Consider the following 17,831-nt stretch of genomic DNA (forward strand, 5'->3'; position numbering starts at 1 on the left):
ATGAACAGCTTGTCTGCGTACTTGATGTTGCAGACTGCCGTCACGACCGTTCCGGTCAGCTCGCTGCCGAACTGACGGCGGAGCGCGTCGGCGTTGATCTGCTGCTCGATCTGCCTGCGCAGCCTGCGGCGGACGGCACGCGGCTTGTCCTTTTTGTTAACACACACGTTTTTACGAATGCGAGAAACCTGCGTTTTGATTTTCGCAAGGAAGCCGGATTTTGAACTTCTCAGACTAAAAATTACTGCTTGGGATATATTCGCGGCGCTTGATCCATGCCGCGCAAACGGTCTCCTCATCATCTGCGGCTGCTCACAGCCGACCGGCATTTCCTCGATCAGCCGTTTGGATGGGGCGATACGCAGGATATTTTAAAATGAAAAGTCCTAAGATGTCCGGAGCATTTTATTCCGGGTGTCTTAGGATTTTTATTTTATACAGTTATAACGTTGAAAAGTTACAAAGTTATAACGTCATAACGTTATAACGCTATAACGTTAGACTGCGATGCATTTCTATTTTGGCATATATTATACTTGACGATTCTAAATGTATTCTTATACATTGAATTAAGCAAAGGAGTAGTAGAATGGCTTTACAGGCACTCAAGAAAAGGGAGTCTTTTTCGGATAAAGCCTATCAGATGCTGCGCGAGGCAATTCTGACCGGAGAACTCAAGCCGGGCGAACAGCTTACCGAAGAAGTGCTTTCCGCACAGCTTGGCATCAGCCGCACACAGTCTATTCGATACCGGCACGCTTCTTCCGGCTGGAATAGATCCCACATTGATATCCGTACACCATTACCTTGAACAGCACTCGTGGATCGACCTTCGATTTCCGTCCTTTCGGCGAATAGGCGCGATACATAAATCTGTTCTGTGCCGCAGAAAATAGGACTGCACCGATTGCGCGGTCAAAGCTGATATGCTACAATGATATTACTAAAAAACGTGCATGGCACAAAAAATAGGAGTGGTTACATGGAGATCCGGCGAGAGGCATATCTGAACCAACTGATCGAGCGCAGGGACAACGGCATGATCAAGATTGTCACCGGCATACGGCGCTGCGGAAAATCCTATCTGCTGTTCACCATATTCAAGCGGTATCTGCTTGAAAGCGGCGTTCCGGAGGATCATATTATCGAGATCGCTTTGGACGGCATTGAGAACGAGGAGCTGCGCGACCCCAAGGTATGCTTCCGCTATATCACGGATGCCATGCGCGGCGACGGGCCGTATTATCTTCTGCTCGATGAAGTGCAGTTCATGCCCCGGTTTGAGGAAGTTCTGAACAGCTTGCTGCGCATGAGCAATATCGACGTCTATGTGACCGGCAGCAACTCCAAGTTTCTTTCCAGCGACATCGTGACCGAATTTCGCGGCCGCGGTGACGAGATACGCATTCATCCGCTGTCGTTTGCAGAGTTCTATTCGGTCTGGGACGGTGACTTTGACGATGCCTGGGACGAATATATGCTCTACGGCGGTCTGCCGCAGATCGTAAATTTTCAGAACGAACGCCAGAAGGCGGACTATCTGAAAAACATCTTTGCTAACGTCTATCTGAAGGATGTAATCGAGCGCAACCGCATTCAGAACGATGCGGAGATCAACATTCTGGTTGACGTTCTGGCATCTGCAATCGGCGCGCCGACCAACCCGTCTAAAATTGCGAACACCTTCGCAAGCGAGCGCCAGATGAGCTACACCAACAAGACCATTTCACAGCATATTGATTTTCTGGCAGATGCTTTTCTGATCGAGAAGGCGCAGCGCTATGACATCAAAGGGCGCAAGTATATCGGTGCCAATCTCAAATATTACTTCACCGACCTCGGTCTGCGCAACGCCCGGCTGAATTTCCGTCAGCAGGAGCCGACTCACATCATGGAGAACATCGTATATAATGAGCTGTGCATTCGCGGTTATCATGTCGATGTGGGCATCGTGGAAGCGTTCGGCAGGGACAGCAGCGGCAAACGCCTGCGCAAGCAGCTCGAAGTCGATTTCGTCGTCAATCAGGCGAGTCAGCGATATTATATCCAGGTTGCCTACGACCTCACCTCGGAGGAGAAGCAGGCGCAGGAATTCAACTCGCTCCGCCATATCCCGGACTCGTTCAAGAAAATCGTCATCGTAAACGGCGTCCGCAAACCGTGGCGCAACGATGAAGGCTTCGTTATCATGGGCATGAAGTATTTTCTCCTAAACGCGGACAGTCTGGAGTTTTAAGGCAATACCGCATAATTGAACAAGAGTGATTTGCGAGTAAATTTTGCGTACTGACGAGGCACAGTTTTGCGGTAATACTTGATGTATTACCGTGAAATTGTAACAAAGTCAGGGCACAAAATTTCCGCAAAACACCGCGGCTTTAATTGTGCGGTGTTGCCTTAAGAACATCTGATGTATCAAACTATAAAAGGCGCTGCTCTTTCCTGCCTTGCGGCGCCTTTCGTTTTTGTGGTTATCTTCCGCATCCCTCACCGCATGATTGATGAAATGAGCGATGCCGCGAAGGCGGACATTGGGCATATATATTGAATTTCTGTTCTGTCGTCAAATCAACGTCTTGCCGCCGGCGATAGTAACGGTAACGCCGGTAATATAATCCGCTCTACCGCCCGCACGAAACGCCATCAGGTCAGCGGCCTCCGCCGGCTCGTACATACGACCCATGCCGTGGTTTATGGCAAAGCTCCCCATCTTGCAGAGTGAAGATGGGGAGCGCGCTATAGAGAAAATAAAGAAATATCAGAAAGGAAACCTTAGTCGATATAAAAATCCGGACGGTCGGTCAGCGGAACAGCCTCGATAGCACCGGACTTCTGGCTCTTCAGGCAGGAATCCGTGGTAACAGCTGCGCAGTAGCCATCCCAAGCAGAGGCAGCAGCCTTGCAGTAGGTGCCTGCGTTGCAAGCGTCAGCCCATGCCTGAAATTCGCGGTCATATGCCTCGGCAAAGTAGCCCAGGCCGTCGGTCGTCATGCCCTTGTAATGGGTCTGGTTGGTGCAAACGTCCACGCGGGAGGGACGCGGCAGGGTTGCGGTGCCATCCTCGCAGAGAACCTCGCAGCGGATGTCGTAAGCGTACTGGCAGTTTACCCAGATCTCACAGCTGATGACCATGCCGGAGGAAGTGGTCAGCATGACGATCTGCGGATCGTGCAGGTTCTCGTTCTTGGAGTGACGGGAGCACTTCGGGAAAATAACCTGTGCCTTGGTGAAGTAGTCGCCGACCAGCCATGCCATGGTGTCGATCTCGTGGATAGCGGTGCCGGTAACGGCAACAACGTCATCATACTGTGCCGGATAGTTTGCGTTGCGGTGTGCGCAGTGTGCAACCAGCGGTGCGCCCAGCTTGCCGGATACGACCAGAGCCTTCAGTTCCTCGTAAGCCGGGTCAAAACGGCGGTTGAAGCCCATCTGGATCAGGCGCTTGCCGCCTGCGATCTCCGCGTCAACGACCTTCTTTGCGCCCTCAGCAGATGCGGACAGCGGCTTCTCGCAGAAGATGTACTTGCCGCACTTGATAGCCTCAAGGCAGTATTCCTCGTGGGTGGAGTCGATGGAAACGATAACGACAGCGTCAACTTCCGGATCGTTGATCAGAGTGATCGGGTCCGCGATGAAACGGACGGTCGGATACGGCGCAATAACTTCCTTGGCATGAGCCTCGTTGATGTCGGAAACTGCAGTAACGGTAGCGCCGTGGATCTTGTTCATCAGGCGCAGGAAATGCTGGGTGCCCATAGAGCCTACACCGATAATACCAACTTTCAACATAGTGATTACTCCTTTTTATAATAAGATAGATTGGAAAAGCGAATGATTATGACTTAGTAAGTCATGATAGCCTTGACCGCCTCAGCAGTCGTGGTCTTGGGGAACAGCTCGAAGCCGACTCTGCCGGTGTAGCCGGACTCGGCGAGCTGGTCGAACACCTTGGTGTAATTGATTTCGCCCGTACCCGGCTCATGGCGGCCCGGAACGTCCGCTACATGGATGTGACCGAACTGGTCAGCGTACTTTGCGATAGTGTCACACAACGAGCCTTCATTCAGCTGCATATGGTATACATCGTACAGCACCTTGAGGCGCGGCGAGGCGATCAGGCGCGTCATCTCCGCCGCCATCTGCGTATGCGCCAGATAGTTGCCGACATGGTCGGTGGTGATGTTGAGCGGCTCGAGGTTCATGTCAATGCCGCTTTCCTCGGCGATCTTGGCGCATTCGAGCAGCATATCGTACATTGAGCACAGCTTTACCGTGTCGGACAGGTCGGTGTAGTGGTTGACCACAATGCCGCCGTCACCGAGTGCATTCGAGTGAATGGTAACGCTCTTGGCGCCGACCTTGCGTGCCGCTGCGACTGACTGCTTGAGAAATTCCAGATATTTTTCCTTGTGGGTCGGGTCAATCAGCGAATAATCCGCATCGCCGTTGAAACCGGAAATGCCGATACCCGCCTTCTCTGCCGCTGCCTTGACAGCATCCAGATCCTTGTCGGTCCAGCTCCAGAACTCTACATATTCAAAGCCATCGTCCTTTGCCGCCTGAAAGCGGTCAAGGAACGGGATTTCGCTGTACATCGGTTCGATGCACGCAGAACGATCAAATTTCATGGTATATTGCTCCTTTTCATGGGATGGGCGGCGTTCCGCCGCCCATAAGCCCAACACAAATTACTGTGCAGTGATATCTTCGCCAGCCTCAAACTTGTCTACGTTGTCTTTGGTTACGAGAGCTGCCGGGGTTACAATGTGGTCTTCCAGAGTCTTGCCGTCCAGAACGTCCAGGCAAGCCTGGATTGCGCTCTCAGCCTGCAGGTTCGGATACTGGGCTACGGTGCCGGTCAGCGTGCCAGCCTTGATCGCCTCGATGTCGTCCGGAGATGCGTCGAAGTCAAATACCTGTACCTTGCCGGAGAAACCGCCCTGCTCAATCGCCTGGATAGCGCCCTGACCCATCTCAGCGTTTACAGCCCAAACAGCGTTTACTTCCGGGTTTGAGGACAGCACGTTCTGCATAACGTTGAACGCTTCGTTGCGGTCGCACTTTGCAGTCTGGGATGCAACAATCTTGAAGCTGCCGCACTGATCCTTAAAGCCCTCCAGACGCTGAGTCAGTGCGTCTACACCTGCAATACCCTCGAGGTAGAGGATCTTTGCATCCTTGATGTTCTCAGCAGCGTACTTGCCTGCCAGAGATGCAGCCTCGTACTGGTCGATGCCGACATAGGTCTCAACGTGAGCACCTGCCTCATCCAGTGCCGCCTGCGACATGGTGTCGTTTACCAGGATAACCGGGATATTTGCGTCATTTGCCTTCTTGATAGCCGGAGCCAGCGAGTTGGAGTCTGCTGCGGACAGGACGATTGCGTCAAAGCCCTTGATAACGGCGTTCTCGACCATCTGCACCTGCTTCTCTACATCGGTCTCCTTCTCCGGAGCCTGGAACTCGAGGTGGATGCCCTTTTCCTCTGCGAATGACTCAGCACCATCCTCCATGCTGGTCCAGAATGCGTCCGACTTTGCCTTGACGATGTACGCGATCTTTACCTCATCATCGCCGCCGGCACTCGAACCGCCCGAGCTGCTGCCGCCGCCGCAGGCTGCCAGACCCAGCATCATTGCAGTTGCCATTACCATTGCCATCGTTCTCTTGAATTTCATTTTTGTTGCTCCTCTCAATTTGTCGATTCTTTCTTCTTTCTCTTATTTTCACCCATACGGGGTAACGACTCTGTAAATGCGAATGGTCTTACTTCTTTGCTGCAGCCTTGTTGCGGATAGAGTCCGCCAGTACAGCCAGCAGGATAACAACGCCGATAACCAGCTTCTGCAGGTTGGAGGATACGTTCAGCAGGTTCAGACCGTTACGGATGACGATCATAATGATCGAGCCGACGAACGTGCCCCATACCGAACCAAAGCCGCCGAGCAGCGAGGTGCCGCCGATAACACAGGATGCGATCGCGTCCATCTCGTAGTCCAGACCGGCAACCGACTGTGCAGAGTTCAGCTTGGCTACCAGAATAACCGATGCGATACCGGCGCACAGACCGGAAACGGTGTAAGCGAGAGTCTTGTACTTGTCAACGTTGATACCGGAAAGACGGGTTGCCTCTTCGTTGCCGCCGATGGAGTAGATGTAGCGACCGAACTTGCGGTACTTCATCACATAGTAAAACACGATGTACAGCAGAACCATGAATACGATCTGCACCGGAATAGCGGTGCCCGGAATGTTTGCAATACCGATCCAGCGGAAGCCTGCCGAGTAGCCGGTAATGGTCTGGCCGTCAGCCAGCGTGTAGGCTGCGCCGCGTGCCATGGACATCATAGCCAGCGTTGCGATCATCGGCTGCAGCTTGAATTTGGAGATCATAATGCCGTTAAAGGTACCGCAGGCAGCGCCCACGAGAACAGCAGCAATAACGCCAACAATATCCGGCATGCCGTTCTCAACGATCAGCTTGCCCATGACGATACCGGTGAAGGCTACAACCGAGCCGACCGAAATATCAATGCCGCCGGTAAAGATAACCACGTTAACACCCAGTGCAAGCACGGCGATAACCGTTACCTGCTGGAGAATGTTGATGAGGTTTGCCACCGAGCCGAATGCCGGTTCTGCGATAGTCAGGCCAATACAGAGCACGATCAGCACGATCAGTGCGGACGCATTGGAAAGGTCGATTTTCTTCAGCTTCTCTTTCATCTTTTTGCCCTCACTTCATATTTGTTTTCGCGCCGGTCGCATAACCGACTACCAGTTCTTCTGTTACGTTCTTCATGTCCTTGCCTTCGATGATGCCGGTCATTTCACCCTCGTGCATAACATAGATGCGGTCGGAAACGCCCATGCATTCAGCCAGCTCGGAGGATACCATAATAACCGCCTTGCCCTGCTCCTTGAGTGCGTTCATAATCTTGTAGATCTCGGCTTTCGCGCCAACGTCAATGCCGCGAGTCGGTTCGTCGAAGATGATGATGTCGGAATCCGTGTTCAGCCACTTGCAGATAACGACCTTCTGCTGGTTGCCGCCGGACAGGTTCTTGGCTTTCTGCTCGAGCGACGGGGTCTTGACGCGCATGGAGTCCGCGAGTTTCTGGTTGTGTGCGGTCTCCTTGGCTTTGTTGAAGCCAAACGACGTCATCGCGGTGTTCATGTTTGCCAGAGAAATGTTCTGGTTGAGCGAGAATTCAAGGATCAGGCCCTGACTCTTGCGGTCCTCGGTCAGCAGTGCCAGACCGAGCTTTTTCGCCTGCTCACAGGATTTGATGGCAACCGACTGACCCTTTACCTTGATCTCACCGCTCGTGAACGGGTCTGCACCGAAGATGGCACGCATCAGCTCGGTACGGCCCGCACCCATCAGTCCGTAGAAACCGGTGATCTCACCTGCGCGAGCGTAGAACGAAATGCCCTTCAGCGTGTCGCCCTGCCTGATGTCGGTGACTTCGAGCAGCTTTTCACCCGGCTTTACATCAACCTTGGGATAATAGTCGGTCATTTCACGACCGACCATCATGGCTACCATCTGATCAATGGTGATGTCCTTGACGTTTACGGTGTCGATGTACTTGCCGTCGCGGAAGATGGTCAGACGATCGCCGATCTTCATAATTTCTTCCAGTCGGTGGGAGATGTAAACGATTGCTACGCCCTTCTTTTTCAGTCCGTCGATAATCTCGAACAGGCTGGCAACTTCCTTTTCGGTTAGCGCCGAAGTCGGTTCGTCCATGATGATGATGTCGCAGTCGAACGAGAGTGCCTTTGCGATTTCGACCATCTGCATCTGTCCAACGCTCAGCGAGGACACCTGTGCTTTCTCGGAAATATCCGAGTGGATGCTGTCGAGCAGCTCACGCGCCTTGCGGTTCATGGTCTTCCAGTCGATCTGTCCGCCGGCCTTCGTCGGCTGACGGCCCATGAAGATATTCTCCGCAACAGTGAGGTTTTTCAACTGGTTCAGCTCCTGAAAAATAATGCTGACACCGCGTTCTCGCTGTTCCTCGATACTGCGAGATACGATCTTCTCACCCTTGTAGATGATCTCGCCCTCGTAGTTGGTGTTGACACCGGCAAGTACCTTCATAATGGTGGACTTGCCTGCGCCGTTCTCACCGAGCAGAACGTGAACTTCGCCCGGCTTTGCGTCAAAATGAACATGATCCAGTGCCAGAACGCCTGGAAACTGCACTGTGATATCGTTCATTTCCACTAAGTATTCGCTCATCTCGCCGCCTCCCTTGTCGTTTGTTTATGATGTTTTTTCTCTCGTTGCGTTCGGTCAGCCGCAGTGTTGGAGCACCGCGGCACCCGAACAGAAGAAAAAAGAGAGAAATGAGTGAATCATATCAGATTCCGGTGGTTTTTCGGATATACTCGCGCGCCATTTTTGCGTATTCGAGCGGATTTGCCTTTGCCGGGTCCTGCTCGGCTTCAACGATGAACCAGCCCTCGTAATGCGCGTCATGCAGCGCCTTGAATACGCCCGGATAATCTACGCAGCCGTCGCCCGGAATGGTGAAGCAGCCTTCCAGAACTGCCTTGCGGAACTTGAAGCCCTCGGCATATGCCTTTTCCATCCTGTCCGGACGGATGTCCTTGAGGTGAACGTGGCCGATGCGCGGGCCGAATTCCTTCGCCGCCTTTACGGCGTCCTCCTTGGAGAAGGTGAAGTGACCGGTATCAAAGCAGAGGTAAACGTAACGCGGATCGGTGTTGTCCATCAGGCGTTTGGTTTCCTCGAAGGTCTGAACCACGGTTGCCATGTGGTGATGGAAGCACAGCTTGAAGCCGCGGTCAGCAGCGATCTTGCCCAGCTTGTTCAGACCGTCGGTCAGCTTGTCCCACTCTTCGTCGGTGGCAACCGGCTTGTTGTTGCCGAACATCGAGCACTCCTCTGCGAACAGGCAGCGGGTCAGTTCGCAGACGTTCACGCGGCTTGCGCCGACTGCCTCGAGAAAATCCAGCTGCTGGATGAATGCCTTTTCGTTCTCCTCGTACGGCGTGGAGCACAGGAAACTGGAGAACCACTGGGACGCGATCTTGATGCCGCGCAGGTCGAGTGCCTTGTTGAGCACTGCCGGGTCGGTCGGGAACTTGCCGCCTACCTCGGTGCCCTGAAAGCCGGCAAGCGCTGCTTCGGAAACCATCTGCTCGAAGGTCAGCTCGCCGCCGAGCTGCGGCATATCGTCATTCGTCCAGCCAATCGGCGCAATGCCGAGTTTTACGTTATTGAACATCTTTCACGCTCTCCTCGTTTTGTGCTTTTGTTTTAGTTTGTGCCTTAAGCACAATTTATTTATAGCACGATACTTTTGCACTGTCAATGACATGTAAAATGCTGTATTTATTGCAAAATACGGATTGTGCAAACTTTGTGCCGTTTTGTAAGCGCGCACACTCAGATTTCCACCGATACAAAAAAGATTGTTCGAAATTTTGTGATATAGTCACAATATTCGCAGATATTTTTGTAATTCAGCAAATAAATGACGCTGTTCTACGATATATCTTAGTGCTTTCTGCGGGTTTCAAAAATGTGTATTGTTTTTTTCGTGTGCCTATGGCACAAATTGAAAAACTATGATATGATACTGTTATCAGAAGCAAAGGACGGTTGCAGCATGGCAAAACGAATAACGATCAACACGATAGCAGAACGGGCAGGTGTGTCGCGCGGCACAGTGGACCGCGTTCTCAACGGGCGTCCGCACGTCAAGCCGGAAATTGCCGAGCGTGTGCTGCGCACCATGCGCGAACTGGGATACGCACCGCCGCGCGCCGAACAGGCGGACGCACTCGGACTGAGCCGGTCGGCGGCTGAACTGCCGCCTTGCCGTCTGGGTGTGCTGCTGACCAGCGAAAGCGGCTATCTGCGTCAGGAGCTGCTGCGCGGCGTGCGGGACGCACAGGACTTTCTGCGCGATTTCAATGTGGAATTTCTGGTGCAGAAATGCGAAACCGAGCTGCCGGAGGAGGCGGTCGAACGGCTGGAGGTACTGGCAGGACAAGGCGTGAACGGCATTGCGGTTTGTGCGAAGGATCATGCCGCGATCGTGCAGAAGATCAACGAGCTGCGCGAAAAAGGGATCGTCTTTGTCACAATGAACACCGACCTGACCGGCTGCGACCGGCTGTGCTTCATCGGGCAGGACCTGATCCGCAGCGGTCGTGTTGCCGGCGAGCTGATGGCGAAATATCTGCGTCCGGAGGACAGCCTGCTCATTGCGATCGGCAATCCGGAATTCAATGCCCATCGGATGCGGCTTCAGGGCTTTTGCGAGCGATTGTATGAGCGCGGCTTTGCCGGCAGGCATATCCAGATCATTGAAACCTACAATGACTATACGCTCAGCTACCAGAAGGTGCGCGACGCGCTCGAACGCACGCCGTCCATCCGCGGTATCTATATGGCGAATCACAGCGTTTCCGGCTGCGTAGAGGCGGTGCGCGATATGGAAAAGACCGGACAAGTGCATATCGTCAGCCACGATCTGACCGACTCCACCCGCCGCCTGCTGGAAAGCGGCGAAATAGATTTCACCATCGCGCAGAATATCCACCGGCAGAGCTATCTTGCGCTGCTCACCTTGCGCGATTATGTCCAGCGGCATACCCTGCCGCACGACCAGATCGACACGCCGATCGAGATCCTCTGCGCGGAGAATATGTGAAAAAGTGGATAAAGAAAGAGACAGGCGTCACAGCCTGTCTCTTTTTATACACATACACAATACACAACATTTTTGAAAAACGTTCAAAAAAGCGTAAAATACACATAAAAAACAGCGGCACAGCTGCCTTTTCGGTACGCTTCCGCAGATAAAAACATGACAGTCCGGCTTGCCTGTCCGCCTTGGCGGCAGCGCGATGGTTTGCAGTGAATGGTCACCACAGAAAGCCCTTTCGGCAGCTTTTTACGCGGTTTTATCTGATTATTAAGCCAAATGATAATCAAATCGCCGTTTTATTTTGCCCTCTCACATAGACGGTACTACCGCCTTTGTGGGAGGGCATTTTTTACCGCATGATTTGCGTCTTTTAGGTTTCAAAATATGGACCCAAAAATTTGGGGCAGGGTTCAAAATTCAGGGGTTGTGTCTTGTGCCGCTGTCCTCCACAGATCGGAACGCCATGGAAACTCTGTATAATTTCCCCTTCTATTTTCCGACAACCAGACAAAAAGAAAGGCACTGTGTCTAAATCACAGTGCCTGAGGCTGCTCGAAAAACTATCGTTTTTCGAGCAGCCTCTCGATCCCATAAAGTCGTTTCCTCAAGCCAGCATATCCGGGCGTTCGCCAATGACCTCGCGGTATCGAACTGGCGATACCCCCACCAGACGCTTGAACATCCGGTAAAAGTAATTGCGGTTGATCATGCCGACCCGACCGCCAATATCGCCCGCACTGTCCTCCGTTGTGCGGAGCAGATGCTGCGCTTCCCCGATCCGGCGGCGTACCATATACTGAATGGGCGGCAGGCCGAACTGCGCCTTGAACATATGGATCATGTGGCTGGTCGAAACGTGAAACCGATTGGTCAGCTCGGTCAGCGAAAGCTCATCGGCAAAGCACAGGTTCAAATGCTGCAATACCTCGGTTGCAAGCGAGAATGCGGCATCCGGCGCACACAGCTCGAAGCCATGCGCCATAGGCGCCATCTGCATCAGCAGCGCATCTAAAAGCGGTGTCCGGGCGGCAGCCGTGGTCTGTTCCGAGTAGAGCAGCTGCAGCAACGTCCATGCCGGTGTTCCCTGTAACTGCGGAAACTCAAACATCGCCTGTCCGTCATCCGCGGCGGAAAATTCCAGCATCAGACAGGGTGCCTGTACGAACGGCAGCTCGTGACAGACATTCGGCGGCAGCAGCAGCGCGCCGCCGGGTTTGATCGGCAGACAGCGGTGCTCGGTTCGCAGAATGATCTTCTCCCCGTCCGCAGCAAGCGAAACAAACAGCACCCAATCCTCCGAGGCGCAAGGCAGATAGTTGCCGCCCTTATCCTGCGGATGAATCACACATTGCTGCGTTAGTCTGACACGGCGAAATGTCGGAAGCGGAACAGACATAATACCTCCTGACCCGGATTAAAGCAAATTTTCGATATTGTGTCGCAGCAGCACCCGAATATCGGTATGGTAAAACTCCTTCGGCGGCTGCTGTTTGAGTTGAATGTAATCGGCCAGCAGGGACAGCGGCAGTGCGCCCTGCTGCACCGCATCCTGTCCGATGACAAAATCCGCAACACCGCGCCGAAGCTCGTACAGGTTGGCGGGGATCTCATCGTGCATGATCAGGTGCACCCCCCGTGCGCGGCCGGAATCGACCAGCGCACTGCATACGCCCGCATAACCCGGTGTGATCGCGTAGATACCGGTCAGATCGGGAACCTCCTGCAGCAGACGGAGCGTATGCTCGTAAACCACATTGCTGTCATCGTTCGGCAGCATGACATCCCGCAGCTGAAGCGACGAATCGGGGGTAAGCAGCTCCTCCTTAAAGCCCTTCAGACGTTCGCGGTACGCACTGTGATACATACAGGGCGCACTGATCGTAGCCACCGTGCCGCTCTCCCGCGCCACCAGACGCATCAGCTCGGCCACTGTACGGCCGGAAGAAAGGTTTTCCTGCCCGACATAGCACAGCCGGTGGCTGTTGGGCAGATCGGTGTTAAACATAACGACCGGTATTCCGCGTTGGTCGATCAGCTCGTTGATCTTGGTTTCGACCAGCAGACAGTCGAGCGGCGTGATCGCCAGCGCATTGATATGATGCTGCTCGACCAGCTCCTCGATCATCGAGACCTGCTCGACCGGATCAAGCGAGGGCGACAGCCGGAAGATGACCTCCACGCTGAACGCGGCCAAACGGCGGGCTTCGCGCCGGGCGGCATCCAGAACGATCTGCATGAACGGGGTCTGCACCGAAAACATGATCACACCGATGCGAATCGGATGCGATGTGCGGGACAGTGCCAGTCCGGCACGGTTGGGGGTGTAGCCATATTCGTTGGCTACCGCCTTGATCCGCTCCGCCACCGCAGGGCGAACATTTCCTTTATTATGGAGTGCCCGATCGACTGTACCGCGGGACACACCGCAAATCTCAGCAATTTGATTCAGGGTAATTGCCATATGATATCACCTCTGTCAGAACGGTTCTTTCCCGTTTTTATAGTTAAAGCATAACATAATACCCCTAATAAGTCTATATATAAAGTGAATAAAGCGGTATTCACAATATTGTGCACGTGTACGGATTCTGCTCATTCGCGCCGTGCACGCAAAAATGCACTCTTTTCCGAACCTTCCGTGTTTTATTCATATTTTTATACAATACATCTGCCATAAACGCCATAAAACGAGCAAAACACGTGAAATTCGAAACGAATACCGAGTTGTTATGAGATTGAACTAACAGCCAGATCCTGCATCTAAGGCGGGTAGTTTTGCATAAGCGATTCCCCCGCTCTGTCGTGCAAAGCCTATAAAATCACAATTTTGTGCAGACAGAATCACCAGTTTTCGCAGGATTCGTATGTGCGATTTGGTGAAAATTCAAAAAGCCGGTTGACGCACATCGAAAAAGAGTGTAAAACTAAATCAAGGCAAGCGTAAATCGCATTTTTCCAAAATGTGAACGTGTACGGCTAAGAAAAAAGTTGAGAAAGATGAGGTAAAAGCAAATGAAAAAAAGACTTTTCGCAGGATTGATTGCATCGGCAATGATGGCATCCATGCTGGCAGGCTGCGGCGGCGCACAGCAGGGCGACAGCGCAGACGGCGGCAGCGGCCACAAGGTAACGCTGATCATGAGCCAGCGCGATGAGTGGCTCAGCGAAATGGAGGCAGCCGCTCAGGCCGCTGCAAAGGACACCGGCATCAACCTGACCACCCAGGATGCCAACAGTGACACCAGCAAGATGATCCAGTACATCGAATCCTCGGTTACCGCAGGTGAAGATGCCATCATTATCAACATGGTAGACCCCGAGACCGCTGCACAGTGTGTCGAGGCCGCAGGCGATGTTCCGGTCGTATTCGTAAACCGTTTCCCGGGCGATCCCTCCGTACTGAATGAGAAGGCTGTTTACGTCGGCTCCGACGAAATGACCTCCGGCGCATTCCAGGGCGAGTTCCTCGCAAAGTTCTTTAAGGATCAGGGCAAGACCGATATCTCCTACCTGATGCTCAACGGCATCCTCGGTCAGACCTCCACCACCAACCGTACCGCATCCGTGCTCAAGGCACTGGAGGACAACGGCATCAAGGCAACCGCAGCAGCCGCTCCGCTGGCAGCCGATTATGACCGTGCAACCGCAATGGACATGATCTCTCCGCTGCTCAAGACCACCAAGTACGACTGCATCATCTCCAACAACGATGCAATGGCACTCGGTGCAGTCGAAGCAATGCAGCAGCAGGGTCTGGACCCGAAGTCCGTTCCGATCGTCGGCATCGACGCAACCGCTGACGGCCGTCAGGCTATCAAGGACGGCACCCTCGCTATGACCGTATTCCAGAACGCAGAGGGTCAGGGCCGCGCTTCCCTGCAGGCAGCTGCAAACCTGATCGACGGCAAGCCGATCGCAGAGGGCACCGGCTATGAAGTAGACGACGAGAACGAGTTCATCATCTGGGTACCGTTCGAGCCGGTTACCATCGACAACGTAGCAGATTACGACTAAATTCCGACACTGAATGTTGCGAAGGGGACATTTCCACATGTCCCCTTCCTAAAAAAACGCAGAGATATTGGGGTGAAAAGCAGTGAGTCAAGAGTATATCCTGGAGATGACCGATATCGTCAAGGATTTCCCCGGCGTGCGTGCGCTGAAAGGCGTACAGCTCAAGGTGCGCCCCGGTACCGTACATACCCTGATGGGAGAAAACGGCGCAGGCAAATCAACTTTGATGAAATGCCTGATCGGCATCCATCCGCCCACATCGGGCAAGATCGTGTTTGACGGCAAGGAAATCCGTTTCAAAACCACATTGGAAGCGCTGAACTCCGGCATTTCGATGATCCATCAGGAATTATCGCCGGTTCCGGAACGCAGTGTCAGCGAAAACCTCTGGCTGGGCCGCGCACCGCGCAAGGGCCTGATCATTGATCACAAGAAAATGCGTCAGGACAGCATCGACCTGTTCCAGCGCCTGCATCTGGATGTTGATCCGGATGAAAAGATGGGCAACCTGACGGTTGCAAAAATGCAGATGGTTGAAATCGCAAAGGCGGTTTCGTATGACAGCAAGATCGTAATCATGGACGAGCCGACCTCCTCCCTGACCGAAACCGAGGTTGAGCATCTGTTCCGCATCATCGATGACCTGAAAAAGAAAAACGTAGCAATCATTTATATTTCGCATAAAATGGATGAAATTTTCCGCATTTCGGATGATATCACCGTATATCGTGACGGCGAGTACATCGCCAGCGACCGCGCGGAAAACCTGAACGTAGATAAACTGATTCAGCTTATGGTAGGCCGTGAGGTTTCCAATATGTTCCCCAAGGTGGATTGCCCGATCGGAGATACCATTCTGAAGGTCGAGAACCTTTCCGCCGGTCATGCGGTAAAGAACGTATCGTTCGAGCTGCACCGCGGTGAAATTCTGGGCATGGCCGGTCTGGTCGGCGCAGGCCGTACCGAAACGGCAGAGGCTATTTTCGGTATGCGCCGTATCACCGGCGGCAAGATCTATAAGGACGGCGAGGAGCTGCACATCAAATCCCCCGAGCACGCCATCGCACACAAGATCGCCCTGCTGACCGAGGATCGACGCGGCAACGGCATCGTCGGTATGCTGAGCATCAAGGACAATACCGTGCTTGCCAGCCTGAAAAACTACGGTTTCCCGCTCAATCACAAGAAGATGCGCGAGGATACCGAAGAGTATGTGCGTAAGCTCAATACCAAAACACCGACGATCGACACCCCCATCAAGAACCTTTCCGGCGGCAATCAGCAGAAGGTTCTGGTAGGCCGCTGGCTGCTGACCGATCCGGACATCCTGATCGTAGACGAGCCGACCCGCGGTATCGACGTAGGCGCCAAGGCCGAAATTCACTCGCTGATCACCAAGCTGGCCGGCGAAGGCAAGGCGATCATCATGATCTCGAGCGAGCTGCCCGAAGTTATGGGTATGTCCGACCGCATCGTGGTCATGCATGAAGGCACGATGACCGCAATCGTAGATCGCAAGGATTTCTCGTCCGAGCTGATCCTGAAATACGCTACCAGCGAGGTTCCTTACCAGCCCGCTGCTGATGAGCAATAAGAAAGAAGGGTAAATGGTATGCATAAGACGTTTGACAAGAAAAAATTCCTGTCGCAGAACTCGATCTGGCTGGTACTGATCGCTATGGTCATTATCATGGGTGTTGCACAGCCCAGCTTCTTCACCGTAAACAACCTGCTGACGCTGCTCTCCGGTGAGGCCGTCAAGGGTATTCTGGCCTTCGGCGTTATGTTCGCGATCCTGTCCAAGGGTATCGACCTGACGATCGGCGCATCGGCCGGCCTGGTTGCCTGCATCACGGCATCTCTGGTTCAGCCGGCAGATTATGCCAACGCAGTATTCCCCGGTCTGGGCTCCCTGCCCGCACCGCTGGTTATTCTGATCGGTCTGGCAATCGGCGCAGGCATCGGCGCTATTTACGGTGCGATCATCGCGTACACCAAGATCCCGCCCTTCATCGCAACGCTCGGCGCACAGCTGATCTGCCGCGCAAGCGCAAAAATGTACACTAGCCGCCCGGTTTCCAACCTGACCCCGGAGTTCCGTTTCCTCGGCTCTGCTAAAATCGGCCCGGTTCCGGTCATCATTCTGGTATTCTTCGTTATGTTTGCGATCTCGGCCTTCCTGCTGACGCAGACCCGCTTCGGCAAAAACGTGTATGCCATCGGCGGCAACGATCAGGCTGCCCGCGTTGCCGGCATCAATGTAGAAAAGAACCTCATCATGGTTTATGTATGGTGTTCGGTTTGTGCGGCTGTTGCAGGTATTCTGCTGGCAGGCCGTGCAGGTTCGGCTGACCCGGCCAACTCCGGCCTGAACTACGAGCTGGACGCTATCGCTGCGGCTACCGTAGGCGGCACCTCCCACACCGGCGGTATCTGCCGCGTATCCGGTGTTCTGGCAGGTATCCTGATCCTCGGCGTTATCAACAACGGCCTGGTTATGCTGAAGGTCGATGATAACATGACCAACATCGTCAAGGGCCTGATCATCGTCGGTTCGGTTATCCTTGATATGCGCAAGAACGCAAAGCGCGCGTAAAACAGACACACACAATCTCTCTTCTTTTTCCGAGTTTTCAGGGGTCGCAGCAATGCTGCGGCTCCCGAAATACTCGCACATAACCCGTTAGACTTGAACCCTGCCGTACAGCGGCATATTTTGAAAGGATGAGCTTTATCATGGAAAATCTGAACATTGCACTGATCGGCTGCGGCATGATCGGCCGTGAGCACATCGAGCGTATCCAGAACCGCATCCGCAATGCACGCATCGTTGCTGTATGCGACGTATTTGAAGAAGGTGCAAAGAAGGGCGCTGAGATCGCCGGTGCCGGCACCAAGGTTTACACCGATTTCAACGAAGCAATCAACGATCCGGACGTAAACGCTGTTGTAGTTACCACCCCGGGTCAGTTCCACAAGGGTCCGGTTCTGGCAGCGATCAAGGCCGGCAAGCCGGTATTCTCCGAGAAGCCGCTGGCTAACACCGCTGCTGACGGCAAGGAGATCGTTGAGGCCGAGATGGCAGGCGGCAAGCACCTCGTACAGGTTGGCTTCATGCGCCGTTAC

15 protein-coding genes are annotated in these 17,831 nt (G+C 53.5%); 7 read left to right on the top strand and 8 right to left on the bottom strand.

The annotated features are described in order from the left end of the window. Window positions 1-589 precede the first annotated feature (589 nt). Complete coding sequence (locus tag DWZ82_RS14055) at window positions 590-811, top strand: GntR family transcriptional regulator (protein ID WP_118481320.1); 222 nt, start codon at window positions 590-592, stop codon at window positions 809-811. A 171-nt stretch (window positions 812-982) separates the two neighbouring features. Next, on the top strand, window positions 983-2,236 hold the full coding sequence (locus tag DWZ82_RS14060; RefSeq protein ID WP_118481321.1) for an ATP-binding protein: 1,254 nt from the start codon (window positions 983-985) through the stop codon (window positions 2,234-2,236). Between the two features lie 536 nt (window positions 2,237-2,772). Here DWZ82_RS14060 and DWZ82_RS14065 read toward each other — a convergent pair. From DWZ82_RS14065 to iolE, 6 genes are all read right to left on the bottom strand, one after another. Beyond that, entirely contained in the window at window positions 2,773-3,789 is a 1,017-nt protein-coding gene (locus DWZ82_RS14065; RefSeq protein WP_118481322.1) for a Gfo/Idh/MocA family protein, read from the bottom strand. Between the two features lie 53 nt (window positions 3,790-3,842). Beyond that, window positions 3,843-4,628, bottom strand: a complete 786-nt coding sequence (locus tag DWZ82_RS14070) for a hydroxypyruvate isomerase family protein (RefSeq protein WP_117491904.1) — start codon at window positions 4,626-4,628, stop codon at window positions 3,843-3,845. A gap of 60 nt (window positions 4,629-4,688) precedes the next feature. Next, the gene (locus DWZ82_RS14075; RefSeq protein WP_118481323.1) at window positions 4,689-5,678 is read right to left on the bottom strand and encodes a sugar ABC transporter substrate-binding protein; all 990 of its coding nucleotides are present in this window, start codon (window positions 5,676-5,678) and stop codon (window positions 4,689-4,691) included. 88 nt (window positions 5,679-5,766) lie between these two features. After that, window positions 5,767-6,726, bottom strand: a complete 960-nt coding sequence (locus DWZ82_RS14080) for an ABC transporter permease (protein ID WP_118481324.1) — start codon at window positions 6,724-6,726, stop codon at window positions 5,767-5,769. Window positions 6,727-6,736: 10 nt separating this feature from the next. Then, complete coding sequence (locus tag DWZ82_RS14085) at window positions 6,737-8,248, bottom strand: sugar ABC transporter ATP-binding protein (RefSeq protein WP_118481325.1); 1,512 nt, start codon at window positions 8,246-8,248, stop codon at window positions 6,737-6,739. Window positions 8,249-8,369: 121 nt separating this feature from the next. Next, window positions 8,370-9,260, bottom strand: a complete 891-nt coding sequence (gene iolE, locus DWZ82_RS14090; protein WP_118481326.1) for a myo-inosose-2 dehydratase — start codon at window positions 9,258-9,260, stop codon at window positions 8,370-8,372. A gap of 384 nt (window positions 9,261-9,644) precedes the next feature. Here iolE and DWZ82_RS14095 point away from each other — a divergent pair, with 384 nt between their 5' ends. Continuing rightward, entirely contained in the window at window positions 9,645-10,694 is a 1,050-nt protein-coding gene (locus tag DWZ82_RS14095; RefSeq protein ID WP_118481327.1) for a LacI family DNA-binding transcriptional regulator, read from the top strand. Between the two features lie 601 nt (window positions 10,695-11,295). Here the strand turns inward: DWZ82_RS14095 and DWZ82_RS14100 are convergent. Together DWZ82_RS14100 and DWZ82_RS14105 are read right to left on the bottom strand one after the other, a co-directional pair. Then, window positions 11,296-12,087 (bottom strand): helix-turn-helix domain-containing protein, encoded by a 792-nt coding sequence (locus DWZ82_RS14100; RefSeq protein WP_118481328.1) that lies wholly within the window; start codon window positions 12,085-12,087, stop codon window positions 11,296-11,298. Window positions 12,088-12,105: 18 nt separating this feature from the next. Beyond that, window positions 12,106-13,152, bottom strand: a complete 1,047-nt coding sequence (locus DWZ82_RS14105) for a LacI family DNA-binding transcriptional regulator (protein ID WP_118286194.1) — start codon at window positions 13,150-13,152, stop codon at window positions 12,106-12,108. 551 nt (window positions 13,153-13,703) lie between these two features. Here DWZ82_RS14105 and DWZ82_RS14110 point away from each other — a divergent pair. The 4 genes from DWZ82_RS14110 to DWZ82_RS15760 form a co-directional block, all read left to right on the top strand. Beyond that, complete coding sequence (locus tag DWZ82_RS14110; RefSeq protein WP_118481329.1) at window positions 13,704-14,705, top strand: substrate-binding domain-containing protein; 1,002 nt, start codon at window positions 13,704-13,706, stop codon at window positions 14,703-14,705. Window positions 14,706-14,811: 106 nt separating this feature from the next. Beyond that, the gene (locus DWZ82_RS14115; RefSeq protein ID WP_118481330.1) at window positions 14,812-16,299 is read left to right on the top strand and encodes a sugar ABC transporter ATP-binding protein; all 1,488 of its coding nucleotides are present in this window, start codon (window positions 14,812-14,814) and stop codon (window positions 16,297-16,299) included. Between the two features lie 18 nt (window positions 16,300-16,317). Beyond that, complete coding sequence (locus tag DWZ82_RS14120; RefSeq protein WP_118481331.1) at window positions 16,318-17,301, top strand: ABC transporter permease subunit; 984 nt, start codon at window positions 16,318-16,320, stop codon at window positions 17,299-17,301. Window positions 17,302-17,441: 140 nt separating this feature from the next. Then, window positions 17,442-17,831: Gfo/Idh/MocA family protein (locus DWZ82_RS15760; RefSeq protein WP_243022961.1), on the top strand; the 390-nt coding region annotated here is incomplete at its 3' end.

It is taken from the genome of Butyricicoccus sp. AF35-5AC, assembly GCF_003477715.1.
GTDB lineage: Bacteria > Bacillota > Clostridia > Oscillospirales > Butyricicoccaceae > Agathobaculum > Agathobaculum butyriciproducens.